Origin of the sequence: Chitinophaga sancti (genome assembly GCF_034424315.1) — a bacterium.
Lineage (GTDB): Bacteria > Bacteroidota > Bacteroidia > Chitinophagales > Chitinophagaceae > Chitinophaga > Chitinophaga sancti.
This window is the reverse complement of sequence record NZ_CP139972.1, coordinates 945,348-965,281: the sequence shown is the minus strand read 5'-3', so window position 1 is coordinate 965,281 and position 19,934 is coordinate 945,348. Positions and strand designations below refer to the sequence as shown.

General features: G+C 48.7%; 5 protein-coding genes. 2 read left to right on the top strand and 3 right to left on the bottom strand.

Going from position 1 to position 19,934, the window contains the following annotated elements:
• Position 1 precedes the first annotated feature (1 nt).
• Positions 2 to 3,340 carry a SusC/RagA family TonB-linked outer membrane protein gene (locus tag U0033_RS03495; RefSeq protein WP_072357580.1) on the bottom strand — a complete coding sequence of 1,113 codons (3,339 nt, stop codon included), beginning with the start codon at positions 3,338 to 3,340 and terminating at the stop codon, positions 2 to 4.
• Positions 3,341 to 3,609: 269 nt separating this feature from the next.
• Here U0033_RS03495 and U0033_RS03490 point away from each other — a divergent pair, with 269 nt between their 5' ends.
• Positions 3,610 to 4,566 carry a cation diffusion facilitator family transporter gene (locus U0033_RS03490; RefSeq protein WP_072357581.1) on the top strand — a complete coding sequence of 319 codons (957 nt, stop codon included), beginning with the start codon at positions 3,610 to 3,612 and terminating at the stop codon, positions 4,564 to 4,566.
• Positions 4,567 to 4,643: 77 nt separating this feature from the next.
• Here the strand turns inward: U0033_RS03490 and U0033_RS03485 are convergent, their stop codons facing one another.
• Complete coding sequence (locus U0033_RS03485; protein ID WP_072357582.1) at positions 4,644 to 5,843, bottom strand: serine hydrolase domain-containing protein; 1,200 nt, start codon at positions 5,841 to 5,843, stop codon at positions 4,644 to 4,646.
• A 394-nt stretch (positions 5,844 to 6,237) separates the two neighbouring features.
• Here U0033_RS03485 and serA point away from each other — a divergent pair, with 394 nt between their 5' ends.
• Complete coding sequence (serA, locus tag U0033_RS03480) at positions 6,238 to 7,476, top strand: phosphoglycerate dehydrogenase (RefSeq protein WP_072357583.1); 1,239 nt, start codon at positions 6,238 to 6,240, stop codon at positions 7,474 to 7,476.
• Between the two features lie 143 nt (positions 7,477 to 7,619).
• On the opposite strand, the gene U0033_RS03475 is transcribed toward serA, so the two are convergent.
• Positions 7,620 to 19,805: a T9SS type B sorting domain-containing protein gene (locus tag U0033_RS03475; protein ID WP_322518528.1), complete on the bottom strand. Its 12,186-nt coding sequence runs from the start codon at positions 19,803 to 19,805 to the stop codon at positions 7,620 to 7,622.
• Between the last annotated feature and the right edge of the window lie 129 nt (positions 19,806 to 19,934).

Here is a 19,934-nt window from a genome sequence, read left to right as displayed (position 1 = left end):
GTTACAGACTGGCCTTTACAGAAAGGGTGAACTGACGGGGGATAGGCAATGCCACCCCACCTGCGTTGAAGAATTCAGGATCCTGTCCGTTCAGTCGTTTGTCAGAATATATGAGCCAGAGGTTATTGGCTACCAGGCTTACAGACAGGTTATTGAACCCTTTTGGTTTGAAGCCATAGGTCAGCGATACCTGTTTCAGGCGTACAAAACTGCCATCTGCCACGCGTACGGAGGAATAGTTATAATTATTATAAGGATATACACCATCCAGTTTGGATTCACCGTATTTGTCCAGGATGCTGGGTACATCCGTACGGGATTCATCACCCGGCAAGGTCCACCTGTTGATGAAGTCATTGGAACTGGCATCGAGATCTGTGTATTGTTGTTTGAAACCCGGGTTCAGGCGGATCTTGTTACCGGTGCTGTAAGTGACCAGGGCAGCAACAGAGAAGGCTTTATAGTGAAGTGTATTATACCATCCACCTGTAAGGGTAGGATCTACGGGGCCATCGTAGTGCAGGTTTTGCACCTTATCACTTTGCAGGTATACATTGTTGCTCTTGTCTCCGTCTTCATTGATGAATAAGGGGCTACCATCTTTAGGATTCAGTCCTGCAAATGGAATGGAGTACAGCCCTCTTACCGGGTGGCCTTGTGTGGCGCCACCTTCCGCTACCACCAGGTCCCAGATGATGGGGTTATTTTCCAGGCGGGTGATCTTTCCTTTATTGAAGCCCAGGGTGAGTTGGGTACGCCAGCCCCAGTCTTTGTCATTCACGACCTTATAGGCGGCGGTAGCTTCTACCCCTTTGGAATGCATGTCGCCGTAGTTGGCAATCTTGATTTCTTCACCACCAATACCGGAGGTACGGATAGGGCCGATGAGGTCAAATCCCTGGCGGATGTAGCCATCCAGGGTCAGGGTCAGCCTGTCCTGGAACATGCCTAAGTCTACGCCCACATTTGTTTCATATTGTTTTTCCCAGGTGAGCTGTGAGTTCTCTAAGCTCTGGATATAAATTACTGATTCTACTTCTGACAGATAAGGCCTGTTCGTACTTCTATTTTGCAGGACGACACTTGAGTTGCGCGCATTGCCCATACTACCTGTCAGACCATAGGTAGCTCTCAGGGTGAGCCGGTTGATATTATTTAGCGACTGCATGAAGTCTTCCGTATCCAGGTTCCAGGAGCCACTGACGTTCCAGGTGGGCAGCCAGCGGGCGGTTCTGGATTCCCCCAGGAGGTTGGAACCGTCATAGCGCATACTTGCGTTGAAATTGTATTTCCCTTTGTAGGAATAAGCGGCATTTGCGAGGTAGGCCAGGTAGCGGTCATAGTTCATCGACATCTTGTAGTAGTTGAAATTGTTCTCTACATTCTGCTTGATGATGTTAGGATCGATGTAAGGCACACCACCTTTGTCGAACTGGTAACCGTAGCCATCGAATTGTTTGTTCTGCCGGTTAGCGTAGCGCAATTCCTGTGAGCCGAGGAGGTTCAGGGTATGCGTATTGTTCCAGGTTTGTTTCCATTCCAGGGTGTTCCGGTAGTAATAGCTCACGAGGTAGTCATCGTCGGTAGAATAGATACCGCCATAGGGGAGTACTACGATCGCTTCTGCATCCGGGTTATCGGGATCTTTGTATAAGAAGCGGTTGCGGTCCCTGATGGTAGCGTCACCGGCGGCGCGGTAGGCCATGGGCATGTTTGAGTTCTCTTTTACCTTATGTTCCTGGCTGCTTTTTACATAGCGGATATTGCCGAGGAAAGTATATTTCAGGTTCGGCAGGATCTTATAGGAAAACTCGCCCTGTAGTTTCAGATCCAGCTGACTTACATCGATGTAGTTATTCGACATTTCGTTGAGGATATTGAAAGGGGCGAAGTTGCGGGTAAAGTATTCCAGGTGACCCTGCTGATCGTAGGCCGTGAGTGTGCGGCTGGTGTTCAGGGCATAGCTGTAGGGATTGATGTCGAAGTCACGGTCAAACTGTCCGCTCACGGGATTACTGTTCCGGTTCAGGCTCCCTGGTACCCGCTGGTCGCGGATCACGCCCTGGGTGATGAAGCCGAAAGAGACTTTATCGTTGAATTCATAGTTAGCCCTGACATTGCCCGTAAAGCGCTTCAGTTTATCAGCGGGGGTCCATCCGCCATCCTGGAGGAAGCTGGTAGACACATAGAGCTGTGAACGATCTGTACCGGAGGAGATGCTTACGGAGTGCTCCTGCATGAAGGAGTTTTTGAAGAGGGTTTTGAACCAGTCGGTATTGGCACCGGCATACCTTTGCAGGAATGCCTTGCGGGCTTCCGGGGTATTGGGCAAGCCGAACTGACCTTTGGTTTCATCGTAGGTGTCGATCAGGTTGTACATCTTGGTGTAGACGCCGCCGTTTTCTGCCCGGGTAGCATCGGAGTGGTTGAGCCAACCTTTGCGTTCCAGTTCAGTGTATACGGACATCTGGTTTGCAGAGTTCATAATGTCAAACTGATCGTATGTGGGTTTCAGGTAGGTGGAGAAATTACCTGTATAGGAAACTACCGGCTTGCCTACACGACCTTTTTTGGTGGTGATCACGACTACGCCGTTCATGGCCCTGGCACCATAGAGGGCGGTAGCGGCGGCATCTTTGAGGATCTGGAAACTTTCGATGTCATCTGAATTCAGCCCTGCTACAGAGGAACCCAGCAGGGTAGAGGGGTTGCCGGTAGAAAGTTGTTCATTGCTTACGTTGATCACGTCTTCGAGCACCACACCATCTACTACCCACAGTGGTTTATTATCCCCTGTGATACTGGTCGCACCGCGGATACGGATCTTGGGAGCGGCACCAAAGGTACCGGATACGTTTTGTACGCTTACCCCGGCCACCTGGCCTTCGAGCATACGGCTTACATCGGCGATACCATCGCGCTTAATGTCGGAAGCCTTCACATTGGTAGCGGCACCAGTAAAGAGTTTGCGGTCGATGGTCTGGTAACCGGTGACTACCACCTCGCCCAGTTTGCTGACATCTGGTTCCAGCGTTACATTGATCAGTGCCTGGGCGGCGCGGGTGACGGATTTGTAACCAACCATGGAGAACATGATGGTGGCTCCGGGTTTTACTTTTAGTTTGTAGGCACCCTGATCGTTGGTCATGGTACCATTAATTGTGCCTTTTTCTATAACGCTGACACCGGGTGCTGTAACAGGTTGTCCATTCTTGTCGAGTAACCTGACGACCCCGGTAATGACTATATCAGCGGGTTGTTGGAATGCTTGCACAGGATGCATGCATATGCTGCACAGGAGCAGGCATAGCCATGCGAATTTTGGGTTGAAATTCATCATTATTACGATTTTGGTTGGGGGTATATTGCTACAGAATTATTACTACGGTTACATTTTGGTTGTTAATTTCAGTTGCTGTAGAGATGTTGCTAAAAAGTAAAGTTCAGCTGATTGCATTCTAATAAAACGACCATTTTGCTCCAATAAATTTGCTACAGTTTTGTTTGGTTACCTTTTACTAACATTCTCTATCACTAAACTTACGCAAAATTTCCTTTCTTTGTGGATCAATTAATTGTGTTTTGCAGAGAAAAGAATTACGTGTCATAATGATATCGCTGGTTGTAAGCTTTGTGCTTACAGGAACTAAGTTCCTTGCGTGGTTCATGACACACTCAGTGGCGATATTATCTGACGCCCTCGAATCTATTATTAACGTGGTAGCTGGTGCCTTTGCCTGCTACAGTATTTACCTGACCGGCAAGCCCAAAGACGAGAACCACCCTTATGGGCATGGGAAAGTGGAATTCTTTTCCATCGGTTTTGAGGGAGCCATGATTTTCATTGCCGGTTGCCTGATCCTCTTTAAGGCAGTTCAGTTTTTCTTTATTCCTACTACACTGGAGAGTATTGACAAGGGTCTCTGGATCATTGGCGGTACTGCGGCTGGCAACCTGGTGCTGGGGCTTTATCTTTTGCGGGAGGGGAAGAAACTGAATTCGCTGACGATAGCCGGGAATGGATCTCATATCATGACGGATGTGTATAGTAGCGGCGGGTTGATTGTGGCGCTGTTTATCATCCATATTACGGGATGGGCCTGGGGAGATCCAGTGGCGTCTGCGCTGATGGGAACGCTTATCCTGAGACAGGGGTATCGTTTGTTACGGCAATCCATTTCCGGGTTGATGGATGAAACGGATATGCAGGTGGTGGATAAGGTGATTGCTATTTTACAGGAACACAGGAGGCAGGAATGGATTGATGTGCATAATATGCGGGTGCAGCAGTATGGGAATAATTATCATATAGATTGTCATCTGACCCTGCCGTATTATCTATTACTGGTCGATGCTCATGAGGAATTGAAGGCGATAGAGAAGCTGGTGAATGATTCGTTTACCTCGGCGGAGGTGGAGTTTTTTATACACTTAGATCCTTGTTTGCCGTCTTGTTGTCATTATTGCCGGATGCCGGATTGTGCGGTGAGGAAGCATGATTTTACAGGGGTGATTGTGTGGAGGAGGGAGAATGTGTTGCCGAACAGGAAGCATGGGGAGGAATAAAATATGTTTTATATAAAAAAAGCGCAGGCCTAAAAGTCTGCGCTTTTTTTATGCCGTGTTGGCAAATAACCGGTTTATTATTCTTCACCTTCAGTTTCACCGTCACCGGCACCTAAGATGGCCGCTACCGGTTTCACTGCGTGGTAGATATTTCTATTGTACTTGTTACCCAAAATGATGATGGTAGAGGTATCTTTTACTATCCGGTAAAACACCGTGTTGTTCCCGTGCCACCAGCCATTGTGATAAACGATCTCGCTACTATCCGGGTACACCATCAATCTCCATCCCAGTCCATAATTCCTGATCCCTGGTTTCTCATGACTATAAGGGGTATAGGCTTGTTTCAGCCATTCGGGAGAGAACAGTTTACCGCTATACAATCCCTGGTCCCATTTCAGCATATCCTGCGCGGTACTATAAATTCCTTTATCACCTACCACACCGTCGAAATTCGTATCCGGTTCTAACTGCCCATTGTATTTATGGCTGACTGTCTGGTGCGCCCTTGCCGGTGTAGATGGATCATATACAAAGGTATTGTTCATCCCCAGTGGTTCGAAGAAGGTCTTTTGCAGGAAATCTGCATATTTCTGTCCTGACACCTTTTCGATGATAGAGGCCAGCAACATGAAATTGGTATTACAATACTGGAAATGTGTGCCTGGCATGTGCTGGATCTTTGGTTTATGCTTTTCCATCAGCCGGATCACATCCTCATTGGTCATGTATTTATCTTTGGCCGGCCAGATGCTGTCGCAAAAGTACAGGTAGTTCGGCAGGCCGCTCCGGTGGGAGAGCAGCATTCGGACAGTAATTCCCTTGTAAGGAAAAGTGGGGAAGAACTTCTGGAGGGTATCTTCCAGGCTCAGTTGCTGCTTTTCGGCCAGGTAGAGGGTGCCCATCCCGGTAAATGTCTTGGAAACCGAAGCCAGCTGGAAGGAGGAGTTATCCCCGATGAGGGAGTTCCTGGTCCTGAAATTCTCCAGCCCATGGTATTTTTCGAAGATGATGACCCCTTTTTTGGCCACAATCATGGAGCCATTGAAACCGGCGCGTAATAAACCTGTATTATAAAATGCTTCTAATTCCGCTTGCTGCGCTTTGGTGCGGGGGGAATTGAGTACAGCAGCTTTCGCCTCATCAGTAATCTCAATCTGCGTAGTATCCTTTGTTCTCGATTTTCTATCCTTATTATACGCCGCATTACTTTGACAAGCGGTAACAGCGTATAAGGTAAACCCGGAGATAGTTAGTGCAATAAAAGCTGCTTTCATTCTGCTGTTAAGAGTCGATCTGTGACAAAAATTACGAAAATGGGAAGTGTTATAGCTTTACTTTTATAGAAATGAGCCTTGCGCACAAGCCCCATATTAAAGGAAATTTAATGTATTAAGCCATAACACGACCTGTAAAAGCGTTAAAATTAGGACCTAAAGCTAAGTTGGGCAAAAAATTCAATGGCAAATTGGTCATTTTAAAGGTATTTTAAGATTTATACCCCTAAAATGGCAAAAAACCGCCCAAAAACGGGCTAAAATTTGACGAATTCAAATTTGACATAGCAACTATTTGATTTTTGCGCAACATCTTTTAGGTTTGTGCTTTGTTTGCGGTAATAACAAACATTAAGCCAATTGTTTTGCAGTTGGTAACATATAAAATAGAATCATGGATCAGCAAAAGTTGACTAGTTATCCGAAGGAGAAGATCAATATTTTATTGTTGGAAAACATCAGCGATGCAGCTGCGGCACAGTTTACATCCGCTGGTTATGCCAATGTAAAAAGGTTATCGGGAGCGCTGAGCGAAGAAGATCTGATTCGTGAGGTAAAAGATGTACATCTGCTGGGCATCCGCTCCAAGACGCAGGTAACACGCAAGGTACTGGAGGCTGCTCATAAACTGCAGGCCATCGGTTGTTTTTGTATAGGTACGAACCAGGTAGACCTGAAGAGTGCCCGTGAGTTTGGGGTAGCAGTATTCAATGCGCCGTATTCCAATACCCGGTCTGTGGCAGAGCTGGTAATTGGTTTGTCCATTATGCTCATCCGTCGTATTCCGGACAAAAATACCGCTGCGCATGAAGGCACCTGGATGAAGGAAGCGAAAGGCAGCTTTGAACTGAGAGGCAAAAGCCTGGGTATAGTAGGCTATGGTAATATCGGCAGCCAGGTGAGTGTACTTGCTGAGTCCATGGGTATGAACGTACTGTACTATGATGTGGAAACTAAACTGCCACTGGGTAATGCGGTACAGATCCGCTCCCTGGAAGACCTGTTTGCACAGTCAGATATCATCTCACTGCACGTACCGTCTACCAAAACGACCAATAATATGATTACAGCTGAGGTGCTTAGCCATGCGAAGCCCGGAGCGATCTTCCTCAACTACGCACGTGGTGAGGTGGTAGACCTGGAAGCGCTGCGCGATGCGCTGGTGGAAAAACGCCTGAGTGGTGCTGCGATCGACGTATTCCCCGTAGAACCTGAAAAGAATGGGGCTGCTTTCACAACGCCGCTGCAGAAACTGAGTAACGTTATCCTCACGCCGCACATTGGTGGTAGTACGGAAGAAGCTCAGCATAATATCGGCCTGGACGTGAGCACCAAGATGCTGAACTACCTGGAAAAGGGTGCCAGCTTCGGCTCTCATACTATTCCGGCCATGAGCGTACCGGAGGTAGATCATGCACACCGTATCCTGCATATCCATCAGAACGTGCCGGGGGTATTGTCTGAAATCAATACTGTGCTTTCCAAGAATAAGATCAACATCCTGGGTCAGTACCTGAAGACGAATGATGCGGTGGGTTATGTAGTGCTGGACGTGGATAGCGAGTTATCTAAAGAAGCGTTTTTGTTGCTGCGTGATGTAAAGAATACGATTAAGGCAAGATTACTTTATTAATCTTCAGTGATAAATTTTATGAAAAGCCCCGGCAGCATGCTGCCGGGGCTTTTTTTTGTAAGCTGTTAGTACCCAAAAAAAAGCGCCCCGGTGGGTATCCCGGGACGCTTTAAAGCCTATTTTATTTCTACTTTACACTTCTCTTATCTAATGACGGTCACTTCGCCTTTCACCACATTTACCGGTCCACCCAGTAATTTCTTATAGCTCAACATCCACACATAAGTGCCGACATCCACCAGTGTTCCCTGGTATCGTCCATCCCATCCGGTCTTGGAATCTTTACTCAGGAAGATCTGTTCACCCCAACGGTTGTAGATACGCAGGTCGTAGTCATACATCGTTCCGGTTACTATTGGTTTGAAGGTATCATTATGTCCGTCGCCATTCGGTGTGAACGCATTCGGGAAATTAGGTTTACCCTCACAAGCTTTATAAGTTACAGTGATATCATCGCTTACTGTACCGCAATTATTGTAAACAGTGACAGTATAGTACCCGGTCGTGGTCACTACATACGTTGGCGTAGTAGCGCCATCCTGCCACCTGATGCTGTTGCCGCTGCCGGCATTTGGATTCAGGGTCAGGGTCTGACCGATACAGATGGTGGTATCATTACCCAGGGAAATATTTCCGATACCAGCCACTGTTACTTTCACGCTGTCTGTAATCAGGGTGTTACAGAACCTGTCAAGTACTTTTACGATGTAAGTACCTGGTGAACTTACTTCCTTGATCGGATCGGTAGTACCATCATTCCAGAGGTAAGAGGTCACATCAGGATTTGTTGCATCCAGTACTACCAGGCCACCAGTACAGATGTCCTTGTTTGGTCCCAGGTCAAAATTGATGTTTCCTTTGTTGGTCACTCTTACGGTATCATTTACAACGCAGGCTCCCTTCGTTACAGTTACCCAGTAATCACCGGTTTTAGCTACAACGATGGAGTTGGTGAGTGATCCGTCTAACCATCTTACAGTACCGCCGTCCGGTTCTACCTGCAGCATTACGGTCTCACCAGCACAGATTGCTGTATCCGGCGTGAGGGTAATGTTTGGCGGTGTAGAAACTGTTACGGTAGACTGTGTGGTGACGGTACAACCTTTCAGTGTTACATCTACTGTATAAGTACCTGCGGTACCTACTGTGATAGATGCTTTGGTATCACCGGTGTTCCATGAGTAAGAAGCGCCCTGTACGTAAGCGTTCAGTTTAACTGAATCGCCGCTACAGATGGTTGCATCTTTCAGGGTAATCACTGGTGGCTGGTTCACAGTTACTTTCACCGTGTCGGTTGCGGAACAACCATTGTTGGTGACGGTTGCAGTGTATGTACCCGCTGTAGATACGTTGATCTGCTGGGTCGCTGCACCTGTGCTCCATTTGATGGTATAACCGGCACTCGCATTGGCGGCACCTGCATCGAGGGTGACGGTACTACCTTCGCAGATAGCCACATCATTACCCAGGTTTACAGTTGGCTTGGTAACATATCGCAGGTTGTAAGTTACCGGATCAGATACGCAACCGGTTACCCCATCAGTTACGATGAAGGTAGCCTGTGTAGCACCATTCAGGTCGAACACATTGCTGGTCTGCGTTTTTGGTGCGGTTACCGTACCTGCAGGATATACGCTCTGCAGTGTGAAGGTTGGTTTGCTGACTTTCGTTTTCAGCTGCAGTGCAAACTTCGTATTGTCAGAACAGTTCATTGGCAGTGCTGTATCCAGTGCTGGTTTAGGACAAGCGACTACAGTAATGAGCTGAACTCTTTCGATCGCAGCATTTCCACATGCATCAGTTACGTTCCATCTTCTGGTGATGGTGTAACCGTTACAGGCATCCACAGTATATGGATCGGTGGTCATGGTTGCTCTCTTAGGGAAGTTGCCATCGCAGTTATCAGTTGCGTACAGGGTAGCAGCCGCAGGGATCGTACCACCACAGGTGACGGTGACAGCAGCCGGAGCCGGATCGATCACTGGTTTGGTAGTATCTACTACGGTGATTACCTGGCGAACAGTGTTTGTATTTCCACACTCATCTTTCGCGGTCCAAACCCTGATCAGCTGGTAGTTGCTTGCGCAAGACCCAGTGATAGACTGACGGGTCTGGGAATAGGTCACTTTCACATTGCTGGTTGCACTACAGTTGTCAGTCACCTTGATGTTGACAGGCGGTGTTGGTACAGCGCTACAACTTACGGTGGTATCTGCAGGAGGAGCGATGATGAATGCAGGTCTTGTTGTATCCTGTACAGTGATTACCTGTTTCATGGTAGCCACGTTTCCACAATCATCGGTCGCGGTCCATGTACGTGTCAGGCGGTAGTTGTTAGAGCAGGTTGTGCTCAGGAACACTTTCGTCTGGGATACTTTTACGCTTACGCTGGCAGTACAATTGTCTGTAGCGGTGATGGTCGGGAGACCTGGTACGCCGTCACAGTTTACAGTAGTATCGGCCACCGGGATCGTATTGAATACAGGGCGGGTGGTGTCTATTACTGTGATGATCTGTTTCAGGATGGTGCTGTTACCACAATTGTCGGTAGCAGTCCAGGTACGGGTGAGCTGGTAAGTATTGCTACACTTAGCGCCGGAGATGGTCTGCCTGGTATCTACCATCTTTGCAATGATGGTACCAGGTGTACAGTTATCATTGGCGGTCAGTGTAACTGCAGGAGGTACTTTGTCACAATCAACAGTTACGTTGGCCGGGGCAGTACCGTTGAAAACAGGGCCCGTGGTGTCTTTCACCGTTACGGTCTGTCTCAGGGTGTCGCTTACATTACCACATTTATCAACAGCTACCCATTTACGGATCAGGAAATAATTGCTTGAACACTGACCCGGGATATCTACGCGGGTTTCAATCGGTATGATTGGACGGGTACCGTCGCAATCATCGGTAGCGGTCAGGGTTACAGCAGCTGGTACATTGTCACAACTTGCGGTCACGTTTGCCGGAGCGGCAGTGGTGAACTTAGGTGCAGTGGTATCAACTACCGTGATGGTTTGCTGAGCGGTGGTGGTGAGACCACAACGGTCAGTCGCTGTCCATGTACGGCTGATGATGGTGTGACAAGCATCAGGTGTTTGTGTATTATCGGTGTAGGTAACTGTCAGCGCTTCATTGCTGAATGGCTGGTGACTGAATACCGGTGTACCGAACATAGTTGTATAATCTTTACCAGCTACGCAGTTTGTGGTCAGGGAAGCCGGAACGGAAACTACGACAGGGTTTGTCGTGATTCTTCTCAGTTTCACCACATTGCTGGTTGCATTTAAGCAGGATCCGGAAGTTACAATTCTTCTGAACCATACGGTATCTGCTGTCAGTGCTGCGGGGGTATAAGTAGCAGCGGTGCCACCTGTACCTGTAGTCACGTTAGCAAATCCGGCGCTGGCACTGGTAGTGCTCATCTGCCACTGGTAGGTGAAGGTACCGTTACCGCCACCCAGTGTAAGCGTGCCGGTGAGGGCTGCTGGTGTTTGAGATGCGCAGAGTGTCTGATCGGCAGAGATGGTATTACCTAACACAGGGCCCAGGTTGGTCAGTGTTACAAGGTCCGGAGTACCGGTACATGTACCATTGCTGAGGGTCCATTGCAGGGTAGCAGAAGTACCTGCCAATACGATCATCTTTGCATTCGGATTGTTTTTATCAGTTACTGCGAATGTAGCAGTACCGCTGAGGACAGCCCATGTACCTACAGAACCGGTGATGGCGCCTGGTGTGGCAGCCATGATGAAGGCGCTGTCGTTACAATGTGTCTGGTCAGGACCTGCATTTGCAGCTTCCGGCATCTTGTCATTCTTCAGGAAGACAGTGCTGCTGGTTGTACAGGAGTTATTCGTGATTGTCCAGATGGCAGTGGCGGTATCGCCGGCTGGTACAAAGATCTTCGCAGTTGGAATGTTAATATCCGTACCTGCGATCGTTGCTTTAGTACCAGTGTAGAAAGACCATGCACCTGTACCGACGGTTGGTATATTAGCTGCCATGATGAAGGCACTGTCGCTACAATGTGTCTGGACAGGACCCGCATTTGCTGTAGTTGGCATTGCGTCGTTTACCAGTTTCACATCGTCGCTGGTCGTACATACGCCGTTTGTGATGGTCCAGGTAGCGATCACGCTGTCGCCTACAGGTACTGTGATGACTGCATTTGGTTTATTCAGATCAATATTGGCGATGTTTGCGCGGGCAGTGGAGAGTGTCCATACACCGGTACCGATAGCAGGTGTGTTGGCTGCCATTGTAAATGTGGTTGTTGCACACTTGCGTTGGTCAGGACCTGCGTTGGCAGTGGTAGGCTGCGCATAGTTCACCAGTTTGATCTTATCCGTAGTAGCACAAGCACCGTTTGTAATGGTCCAGGTAGCGATCACGCTATCGCCTACAGGCACTGTGATGACAGCAGCAGGATTGCTGGTATCAGCAGGGGCCATGTTAGAGCGGGTATTGGAGAGTGTCCATTTACCGGTAGCACCAGTTACCGTTGGCGTATTAGCAGCCATGGTGAAAGTGGTGGTGCTACACTGACGGATGGAATCGACACCGGCATTTGCCTGATCTGGCATAGCACTGTTCATCAACAGTACGACGTCAGCAGAAGAGCAGACACCGTTTGTGACGGTCCAGATAGCGGTGGCAGAATCTCCGGCAGGCAGTGTGAATACTGCATTTGGATTGGTAGAATCCGCCAGGTTGAGGTTGTTGGCTTTACTACCAGGGTACAGTGACCATTTACCTACAGCGGTAGCAGGAGATGCTGCTGTTGCCTGCATGGTAAAGGCACTTGTGTTACACTGTTGGATCTGAGCCGGACCGGCATCAGCCTGAACAGGTTGCTGGTAGTTGTATAACTTAATTGTATCTACGCTGCTACACAGGTTATTAGTAATCGTCCATGTAATATATGCACTGTCGCCGTTGGCTACTGTGAAGGTAGTGCTGGTGAGGTGCAGGTCAGCAGGATTAAAGCTGGCGCTACCTTTTATAACGGCCCATGTACCGACGGCACCCGGAACATCCGGTGCATTTGCAGTAACAGGGAAGGTCGTCGTCATACACTGGTGCATATCAGCTGGTAACGCGGCGGCAGTTGGTGCCATGTAGTTCACCAGTTTGATGCTGTCAGTAGTAGGACAGGTACCATTAGAGATAGTCCAGTAAGCCCATACACTATCACCTGCAGAAACGAAGATGGTTGCATTTGGATCGTTTGGATTGCTTGGTAAAGCTGTACCCTTGAATGACCAGGTACCGGTAGCACCTAATACATCCGGTGCGTTAGCAGACATAACGAAGGCACTGTCATTACAATGCTTGATTGAATCCTGCGGGATGGCTGCCGCACTTGGAGTGAGCAGGTTAGTAAGGGTTACTGCAGCAGAATCCGCACATATACCATTTGTAACTACCCAATGTAATACAGCAGATTGGCCGTTTGGAATAGTTACATGTGCATTTGTGAGGTGTTCTTCACCGGCGGTGATTACCGCGGTACCGCTGGCTACACGCCATGTACCGATGGCACCCGCCACGTTTGCTGCAGTCGCATTCGTTACAAAGGCTGTACCCGCACATTTAGTCTGGTCAGCACCGGCACCTACGGCAGTTGGCTGTTCGTAATTGATCAGCACAATATTGTCAGCAGAGGTACATCCCAGGTTTGTGATAGTCCATCTCAGTTCTACTGTGTTGCCGGCAGTTACATTGAAAGTAGCGGTCGGGTTATGTTCATCAGCAGCTGCGATGGTATAAGTAGCTGGAGACACCACGGTCCATGTACCGGTAGCACCGGCTACAGATGGCGCATTCGCAGTCATCGCGAATGCTGCGGTGTTACAATGCTTAATTGTATCAGGGCCTGCGTTGGCTGCTGCCGGAGGATTGTTGTTGACAATCCACATCGTATCAGTGTCCACACAGGTACCGTTCGTAATTGTCCAGAACAGCATACTGCTATCACCCACAGGGATGCTTATAGTAGTGGTGGCAGAATTGGGGCTGGCTGTAAAGTTGGCTGTAGAACCTATTGGCTTGCTCCATAGACCGCTGGCACCTGGTACATTTGGCGTATTAGCCACCAGGTTGAAGCTTGGGTTGTTACACTGGTGCTGGTCAGGACCTGCATCAGCATCTGCCGGCTTCATGTTATTTAACAGTTTCACGGTATCAGCTGCATCACAGGTACCATTTACTACTTTATAGATGGCCAGAACGCTGTCGCCAGCCGGAACCTGGATCGTTATGGAAGTAGTGGTTGAAGTGACGATGTGGGAGGTCGCTTTGGACAGTGTCCAGCTACCGGCACCAATCGCTGGTGCAGTGATGGTGATATTGAAGATAGAGTCATTACAATGTACCTGGTCAGCTCCGACATTCGGCTTGGCCGGTGCCTGGTAGTTTCTCAGGAAGATGGAATCACGGCTCCAGCATACGCCATTTGTTACAGTCCAGAAGGCTGTAGCAGTGTCGCCGGCAGGGAGGTTGATGACTGCATTGATCTTGGCAGTGTCAGCAGGACTGATGTTTGCTTTGCTACCTGGATACAGAGACCATTTACCCACTGCGGCGGCAGGAGAGGCAGCGGTAGCCGCCATGGTGAATACCGGATTATTACATTGTACGATTGAATCCAGGCCTGCATTAGCAGGAACAGGGCTCTGGTAATTTATTAAAACGATATCGTCTGAAGAGGTACAGGTGCCGTTAGTAACGGTCCATGTCAGCACGGCAGAAGAACCGTTTGGAACAGTGATAACTGCATTTACCTTGCTGCTATCGGTAGTAGCGATGGCAGCGCTACCGCTTTTCACAGACCATTTACCAATACCGATGGTGGGTGTATTTGCCGCCATGGTGAAGGATGGGTCCATACAATGCTTAATGGTATCTACACCCGCATCAGCAGTAGTAGGCGGTGCGTAGTTGAACAGTTTTACGGAGTCTACAGAAGAGCAGGTTCCGTTGACAACTGTCCAGATCAGGGTAGCTGTATCACCAACCGGCAGTGTCACCCTGGCGTTAGGCACGTTGAGATCTGCAGGATTGATCACCGCTTTGCTTCCGGACCATGCAGACCATGTACCGGTTGCAGTAGCTGGAGATGCTGCCGTAGCAGACATTATGAAAGCAGTGGTGTTACAATTCTTAATAGAATCAGGACCAGCATCTGCTGCTACCGGTTGCATGTTATTCAGCAGCGTAACTGTGCTGGAGTCAGCGCAGATACCGTTGGTGATTACCCAGCGTAATGTTGCGGTCTGACCGGCTGGTACTTTTACGGTTGCAGTATTGCCTGATGGGATACCTACAAAACTTGCATTGTTGCTTCGGATATACCAGGTTCCGATAGCCCCTGCAATTGGTGCTGAACCGGTCACGGTAAAGATGCTATCGTTACAATGTGTCTGGTTAGAACCTGCAGAAGTAGCAGTTGGCTGTATATAGTTGATCAGTACAATGTTGTCAGCAGAGGTACATCCCAGGTTTGTGATAGTCCATCTCAGTTCTACTGTGTTGCCGGCAGTTACATTGAAAGTAGCGGTCGGGTTATGTTCATCAGCAACTGCGATGGTATAACTAGCTGGAGACACCACGGTCCATGTACCGGTAGCACCGGCTACAGATGGCGCATTCGCAGTCATCGCGAATGCTGCGGTGTTACAATGTTTAATTGTATCAGGGCCTGCGTTGGCTGCTGCCGGAGGATTGTTGTTGACAATCCACATCGTATCAGTGTCCACACAGGTACCGTTCGTAATTGTCCAGAACAGCATACTGCTATCACCCACAGGGATGCTTACAGTCGTGGTGGCAGAATTGGGGCTGCCTGTAAAGTTGGCTGTAGAACCTGTTGGCTTGCTCCATAAACCGCTGGCACCTGGTACATTTGGCGTATTAGCCACCAGGGAGAAGCTTGGGTTGTTACACTGGTGCTGGTCAGGACCTGCATCAGCATCTGCCGGCTTCATGTTATTTAACAGTTTCACGGTATCAGCTGCATCACAGGTACCATTTACTACTTTATAGATGGCCAGAACGCTGTCGCCAGCCGGAACCTGGATCGTTATGGAAGTAGTGGTTGAAGTGACGATGTGGGAGGTCGCTTTGGACAGTGTCCAGCTACCGGCACCAATCGCTGGTGCAGTGATGGTGATATTGAAGATAGAGTCATTACAATGTACCTGGTCAGCTCCGACATTCGGCTTGGCCGGTGCCTGGTAGTTTCTCAGGAAGATGGAATCACGGCTCCAGCATACGCCATTTGTTACAGTCCAGAAGGCTGTAGCAGTGTCGCCGGCAGGGAGGTTGATGACTGCATTGATCTTGGCAGTGTCAGCAGGACTGATGTTTGCTTTGCTACCTGGATACAGAGACCATTTACCCACTGCGGTGGCAGGAGAGGCAGCGGTAGCCGCCATGGTGAATACCGGATTATTACATTGTACGATTGAATCCAGGCCTGCATTAGCAGGAACAGGGCTCTGGTAATTTATTAAAACGATATCGTCTGAAGAGGTACAGGTACCGTTAGTAACGGTCCATGTCAGCACGGCAGAAGAACCGTTTGGAACAGTGATAACTGCATTTACCTTGCTGCTATCCGCAGGAGCGATGGCAGCGCTACCGCTTTTCACAGACCATTTACCAATACCGATGGTGGGTGTATTTGCCGCCATGGTGAAGGATGGGTCCATACAATGCTTAATGGTATCTACACCCGCATCAGCAGTAGTAGGTGGTGCGTAGTTGAACAGTTTTACGGAGTCTACAGAAGAGCAGGTTCCGTTGACAACTGTCCAGATCAGGGTAGCAGTATCACCAACCGGCAGTGTCACCCTGGCGTTAGGCACGTGAAGATCTGCAGGGTTGATCACCGCTTTGCTTCCGGACCATGCAGACCATGTACCGGTTGCAGTAGCTGGAGATGCTGCCGTAGCAGACATTACGAAAGCAGTGGTGTTACAATTCTTAATAGAATCAGGACCTGCATCCGCTTTAACTGGTTGTTTGTAGTTTTTCAAAACTACCTGGTCACTCGTGATACATACACCATTAGTAATGGTCCATGCCAGGGTAGCTGAGTCACCAGCCAATACCAGGAAATTAGCAGTTGGATTAGCAGAATCAGCTGCCGGGATCGTAACGGTACCGCTGATAACAGACCATTTACCTGCGCCCACAGTAGCTGCGTTGGCAGCCATCGTGAATAAGGAATCGTTACAATGCGTCTGATCAGGGCCTGCATTGGAAGCAGCAGGAGCGGTGTAAACAGTAACCGTACCACTTGCACAGTTAGAGAATGCACACAAACCGGTACCTTCTGCTCTTACATAGAAAGTAGTGGTAGCAGAAACGGTGACAGTGATGGTAGGGCCTGTACCTATTGGAGTACCGGTACCACAACCGCCGGCGTACCATACCCATTGTGCAGCGTCGGTGCCATCCGGGTTTTTACCCAGGGTACCACCTGTAACTGTCAGGGTGGTAGTACCTGTAGTACAAATATTCGGAGAACCAACGGTTACGCCTGTTGGATCAACGGTAGGAGATTCTACCTTCACGGAGAACGGAATCGTATTGGTACAACCACCGTTGTCGTTTCTTACGGTCAGCAGGAAGTCATAAGTACCTGCTGCAACACCGGCTGGAACGGTCACAGGGATTGGCCATGTAGTAATAGGTGTTTCAGCAACTGCGCTGAAGCCGGGCATTGCGTTGGTGCCGGCAGCAGCGATGCTGTAATATGTTGGATTACCTGTGGTAGCAGTTGTATCCAGTGAGAAGGAGGTGGAAGTGTTACAGATAGTGACCGGCACCAGTGTTACAGTTGGTACTGCCGCATAATGGAGGATCACGGTATCATAAGAGGTAGCACAACCGATGGTATTGGAGATAGCCCATTGCAGCACAACATCCCGTGGAGTACCGATCGGGGTGATCGTTACCGTGGTATTGTATGCAGAGGTATCAGCGATGGCCACATTGGCAGGGTTACCGGATATGATAGTCCAGGCACCGTTTTCAGCGAAGATACCGGTACCATCAATGTTAGGCTGATTGGCATTCATCTGGAATACGTTCTGAGTGCCACACTGGGTAGTATCATTGCCGGCTGAAGCTATGGTAGCACCAGCTACGAGTGTCATGGTATCATAGGCATAACCCACGCAATTGGCATTTGCCTTTGCCTGCGCTCTCCACTGGAGATAAACGGTCGTACCGGGGTGATATATTTCAAAAGCGTAGTTCCCATTATTAGGGTTACCCATGCTCACATAGTCGGCAAAATCGACGTTAAGCGGGTCCGTTATGGCAGGTCCTTCCACGCCGATGATACTCCATGTACCCGTTATTCCTGTAGGATTTGTACGACCAAACTGGAATCTGCCGGTTCCGGTTTCCACGCACTGGATCAGATGTTTACCAGGCGTTGGTACCGGCACCTCGGTGAGGTTCACCTTAAATGGTGCAGATTGTACAATACAGCTACCGACTTTGACGACGACAGTAAATAAGGTATCTGCTATCGTCTGGGTGGTATAGGTTAGCGAGGTCTTATCTTCCCCATCAATCAGGTATGTACCGGTGGAATCTGTTCCTTTATACCAGTATATATGGCCTTTTGTAGAATCCACGTTCAATGCATCGTTCACAGAGAAGGTAATATTATTCCCTACGCAGATGGAGCTTGGTGTACCTGAGATTTCTACAATTGGTTTATCATCATGGAGGATAGTGGCACTGTTTGAGTCCACGCATTCTTTCACGTCGCCGATACCGTAATAGATATGTCCATATACTTTGATGGTGGTATCGGACAGGACCTGGATCTGGCGTTTGGCTACATGGATAGAATCTGGCAGGTCATCCCAGTTAAAGTACTGGAAACCTCCTGAGGCCTGCAGTTCCACAATTGCACCATCACACACCTGGCTCTTTGTCAGGTAGAGGGTTGGCATTGGGAGAATTGTGATTTTCACAGCGGAAGATGGAGCCGCACATGTTTGGGCGGAGCTGCCACTCTCGTAGATCCTTACACGGAAAAAATAATCTGCCGCTACATTTTTGGTAGCGGTCAGTTCGCCTTCGGCAATAACGAGGGTATCCTTGTTTGCAGTACCATAAGGTACGTTGAACCATGTAATACCGCCGTCGTCAGACATTTCCCACTGGTACTCCGGGTTAGTGAAGTAGGTACTAGGCGTATAGGATGAGGTGATAATGGTAGGGGCGCCCTCACACAAAACCTCTTTCAGGTTATTGGCCTGGCCTTCAATCTTTGCGGTGATGACCGGGCTACAATACTGGAATTCGATATCATCGACCGCAATATCATTGCCACAACCACCAGGGAAGTTATTCTTGATCCTAACAATTACGTCTGTAACGCCGGAAGGTACAGTGAATGAACCACCATACCTTTGCCATTGCGTCTTACTGATATTCATAGATACTGCATAGGTTTTAAACTCTGCGAGTATCTGGCTGGGATTTGCCTTATTGAGTACCTGGAAGGTGACCCCGGCATATTTATAGTCGCTTACGCAATTGCTGTTTAGTACAACGGAGGAGTCCGTGTTGAGGAGCCATGCGCTGAAATTGTAAACAGATCCGCGACAGAGGCCATTCACTTCTTTTTGGAAGAAGATACTTGGTGTATAATCTGAGTTGGCAACGAGCATACCACCGCGGTTAAGACCACTATGGTCGGCAGCGTCCACCCACTCATCCCTGAGGCGGGTGGTATTGGATATCGCATAATAGTTATCGTTCAGGGGATCTTTTGACTGATAAATATAGGTAATGGCCGAAGAAGGAGAGTAAGCCATTCGGGTAGCGTTGCTGGGCAGCACACCGAAGTTCTCCGAGAAACCAGGCATGACGGCATTACCGCCGCTACATGTCTGGATAGTACAGTCTACCGCCACGACTTTTTTGGTCCGGACGATATCAGATTGACCACCTGTTCTTTTCATGGTAACTACAAATGTGTAGGCACCGGGAACAAGGAACTGGATGGTCAGGGCTTGCGTATTTGACAGCTGGGTTGCCTTTACGGTAGAGTTGACATCAGAATACAGAATGGTGTAATCTGCATCTGTACCATTGGGCGTTGTGATCTGCCAGCTTGCCTTACCATTCTGGTTACTTGAGAGTACGGCATTCATACTAACAAACTTGGCCTGATCCGAAGTACTATTATTAGTAGACATACATACCGTATCCGGTATGTTGAAATAGACATATTGTGCTCGTGTTATACCCGTCACGAGGAACAAAAGGCTATATAATAGGATTAGAATCTTTTTCATCTTCAATTATTTTGGGAAAAAACTATCAGAGAGGGCAGGATTAACAATCAGGCGCTCTTTGTGGTCTTTCATATTTTTGAGGGTGAAAAAGCAACCAGCTCCTAACGGAGATGGCGATCCATGAAGTGT

What these genes read in the sequence shown, in the direction of transcription:
- U0033_RS03495 (WP_072357580.1), bottom strand. Translation starts at nt 3,340, where the DNA reads ATGATGAATTTCAACCCAAAATTCGCATGGCTATGCCTGCTCCTGTGC.
- U0033_RS03490 (WP_072357581.1), top strand. Translation starts at nt 3,610, where the DNA reads ATGATATCGCTGGTTGTAAGCTTTGTGCTTACAGGAACTAAGTTCCTT.
- U0033_RS03485 (WP_072357582.1), bottom strand. Translation starts at nt 5,843, where the DNA reads ATGAAAGCAGCTTTTATTGCACTAACTATCTCCGGGTTTACCTTATAC.
- serA (WP_072357583.1), top strand. Translation starts at nt 6,238, where the DNA reads ATGGATCAGCAAAAGTTGACTAGTTATCCGAAGGAGAAGATCAATATT.
- U0033_RS03475 (WP_322518528.1), bottom strand. Translation starts at nt 19,805, where the DNA reads ATGAAAAAGATTCTAATCCTATTATATAGCCTTTTGTTCCTCGTGACG.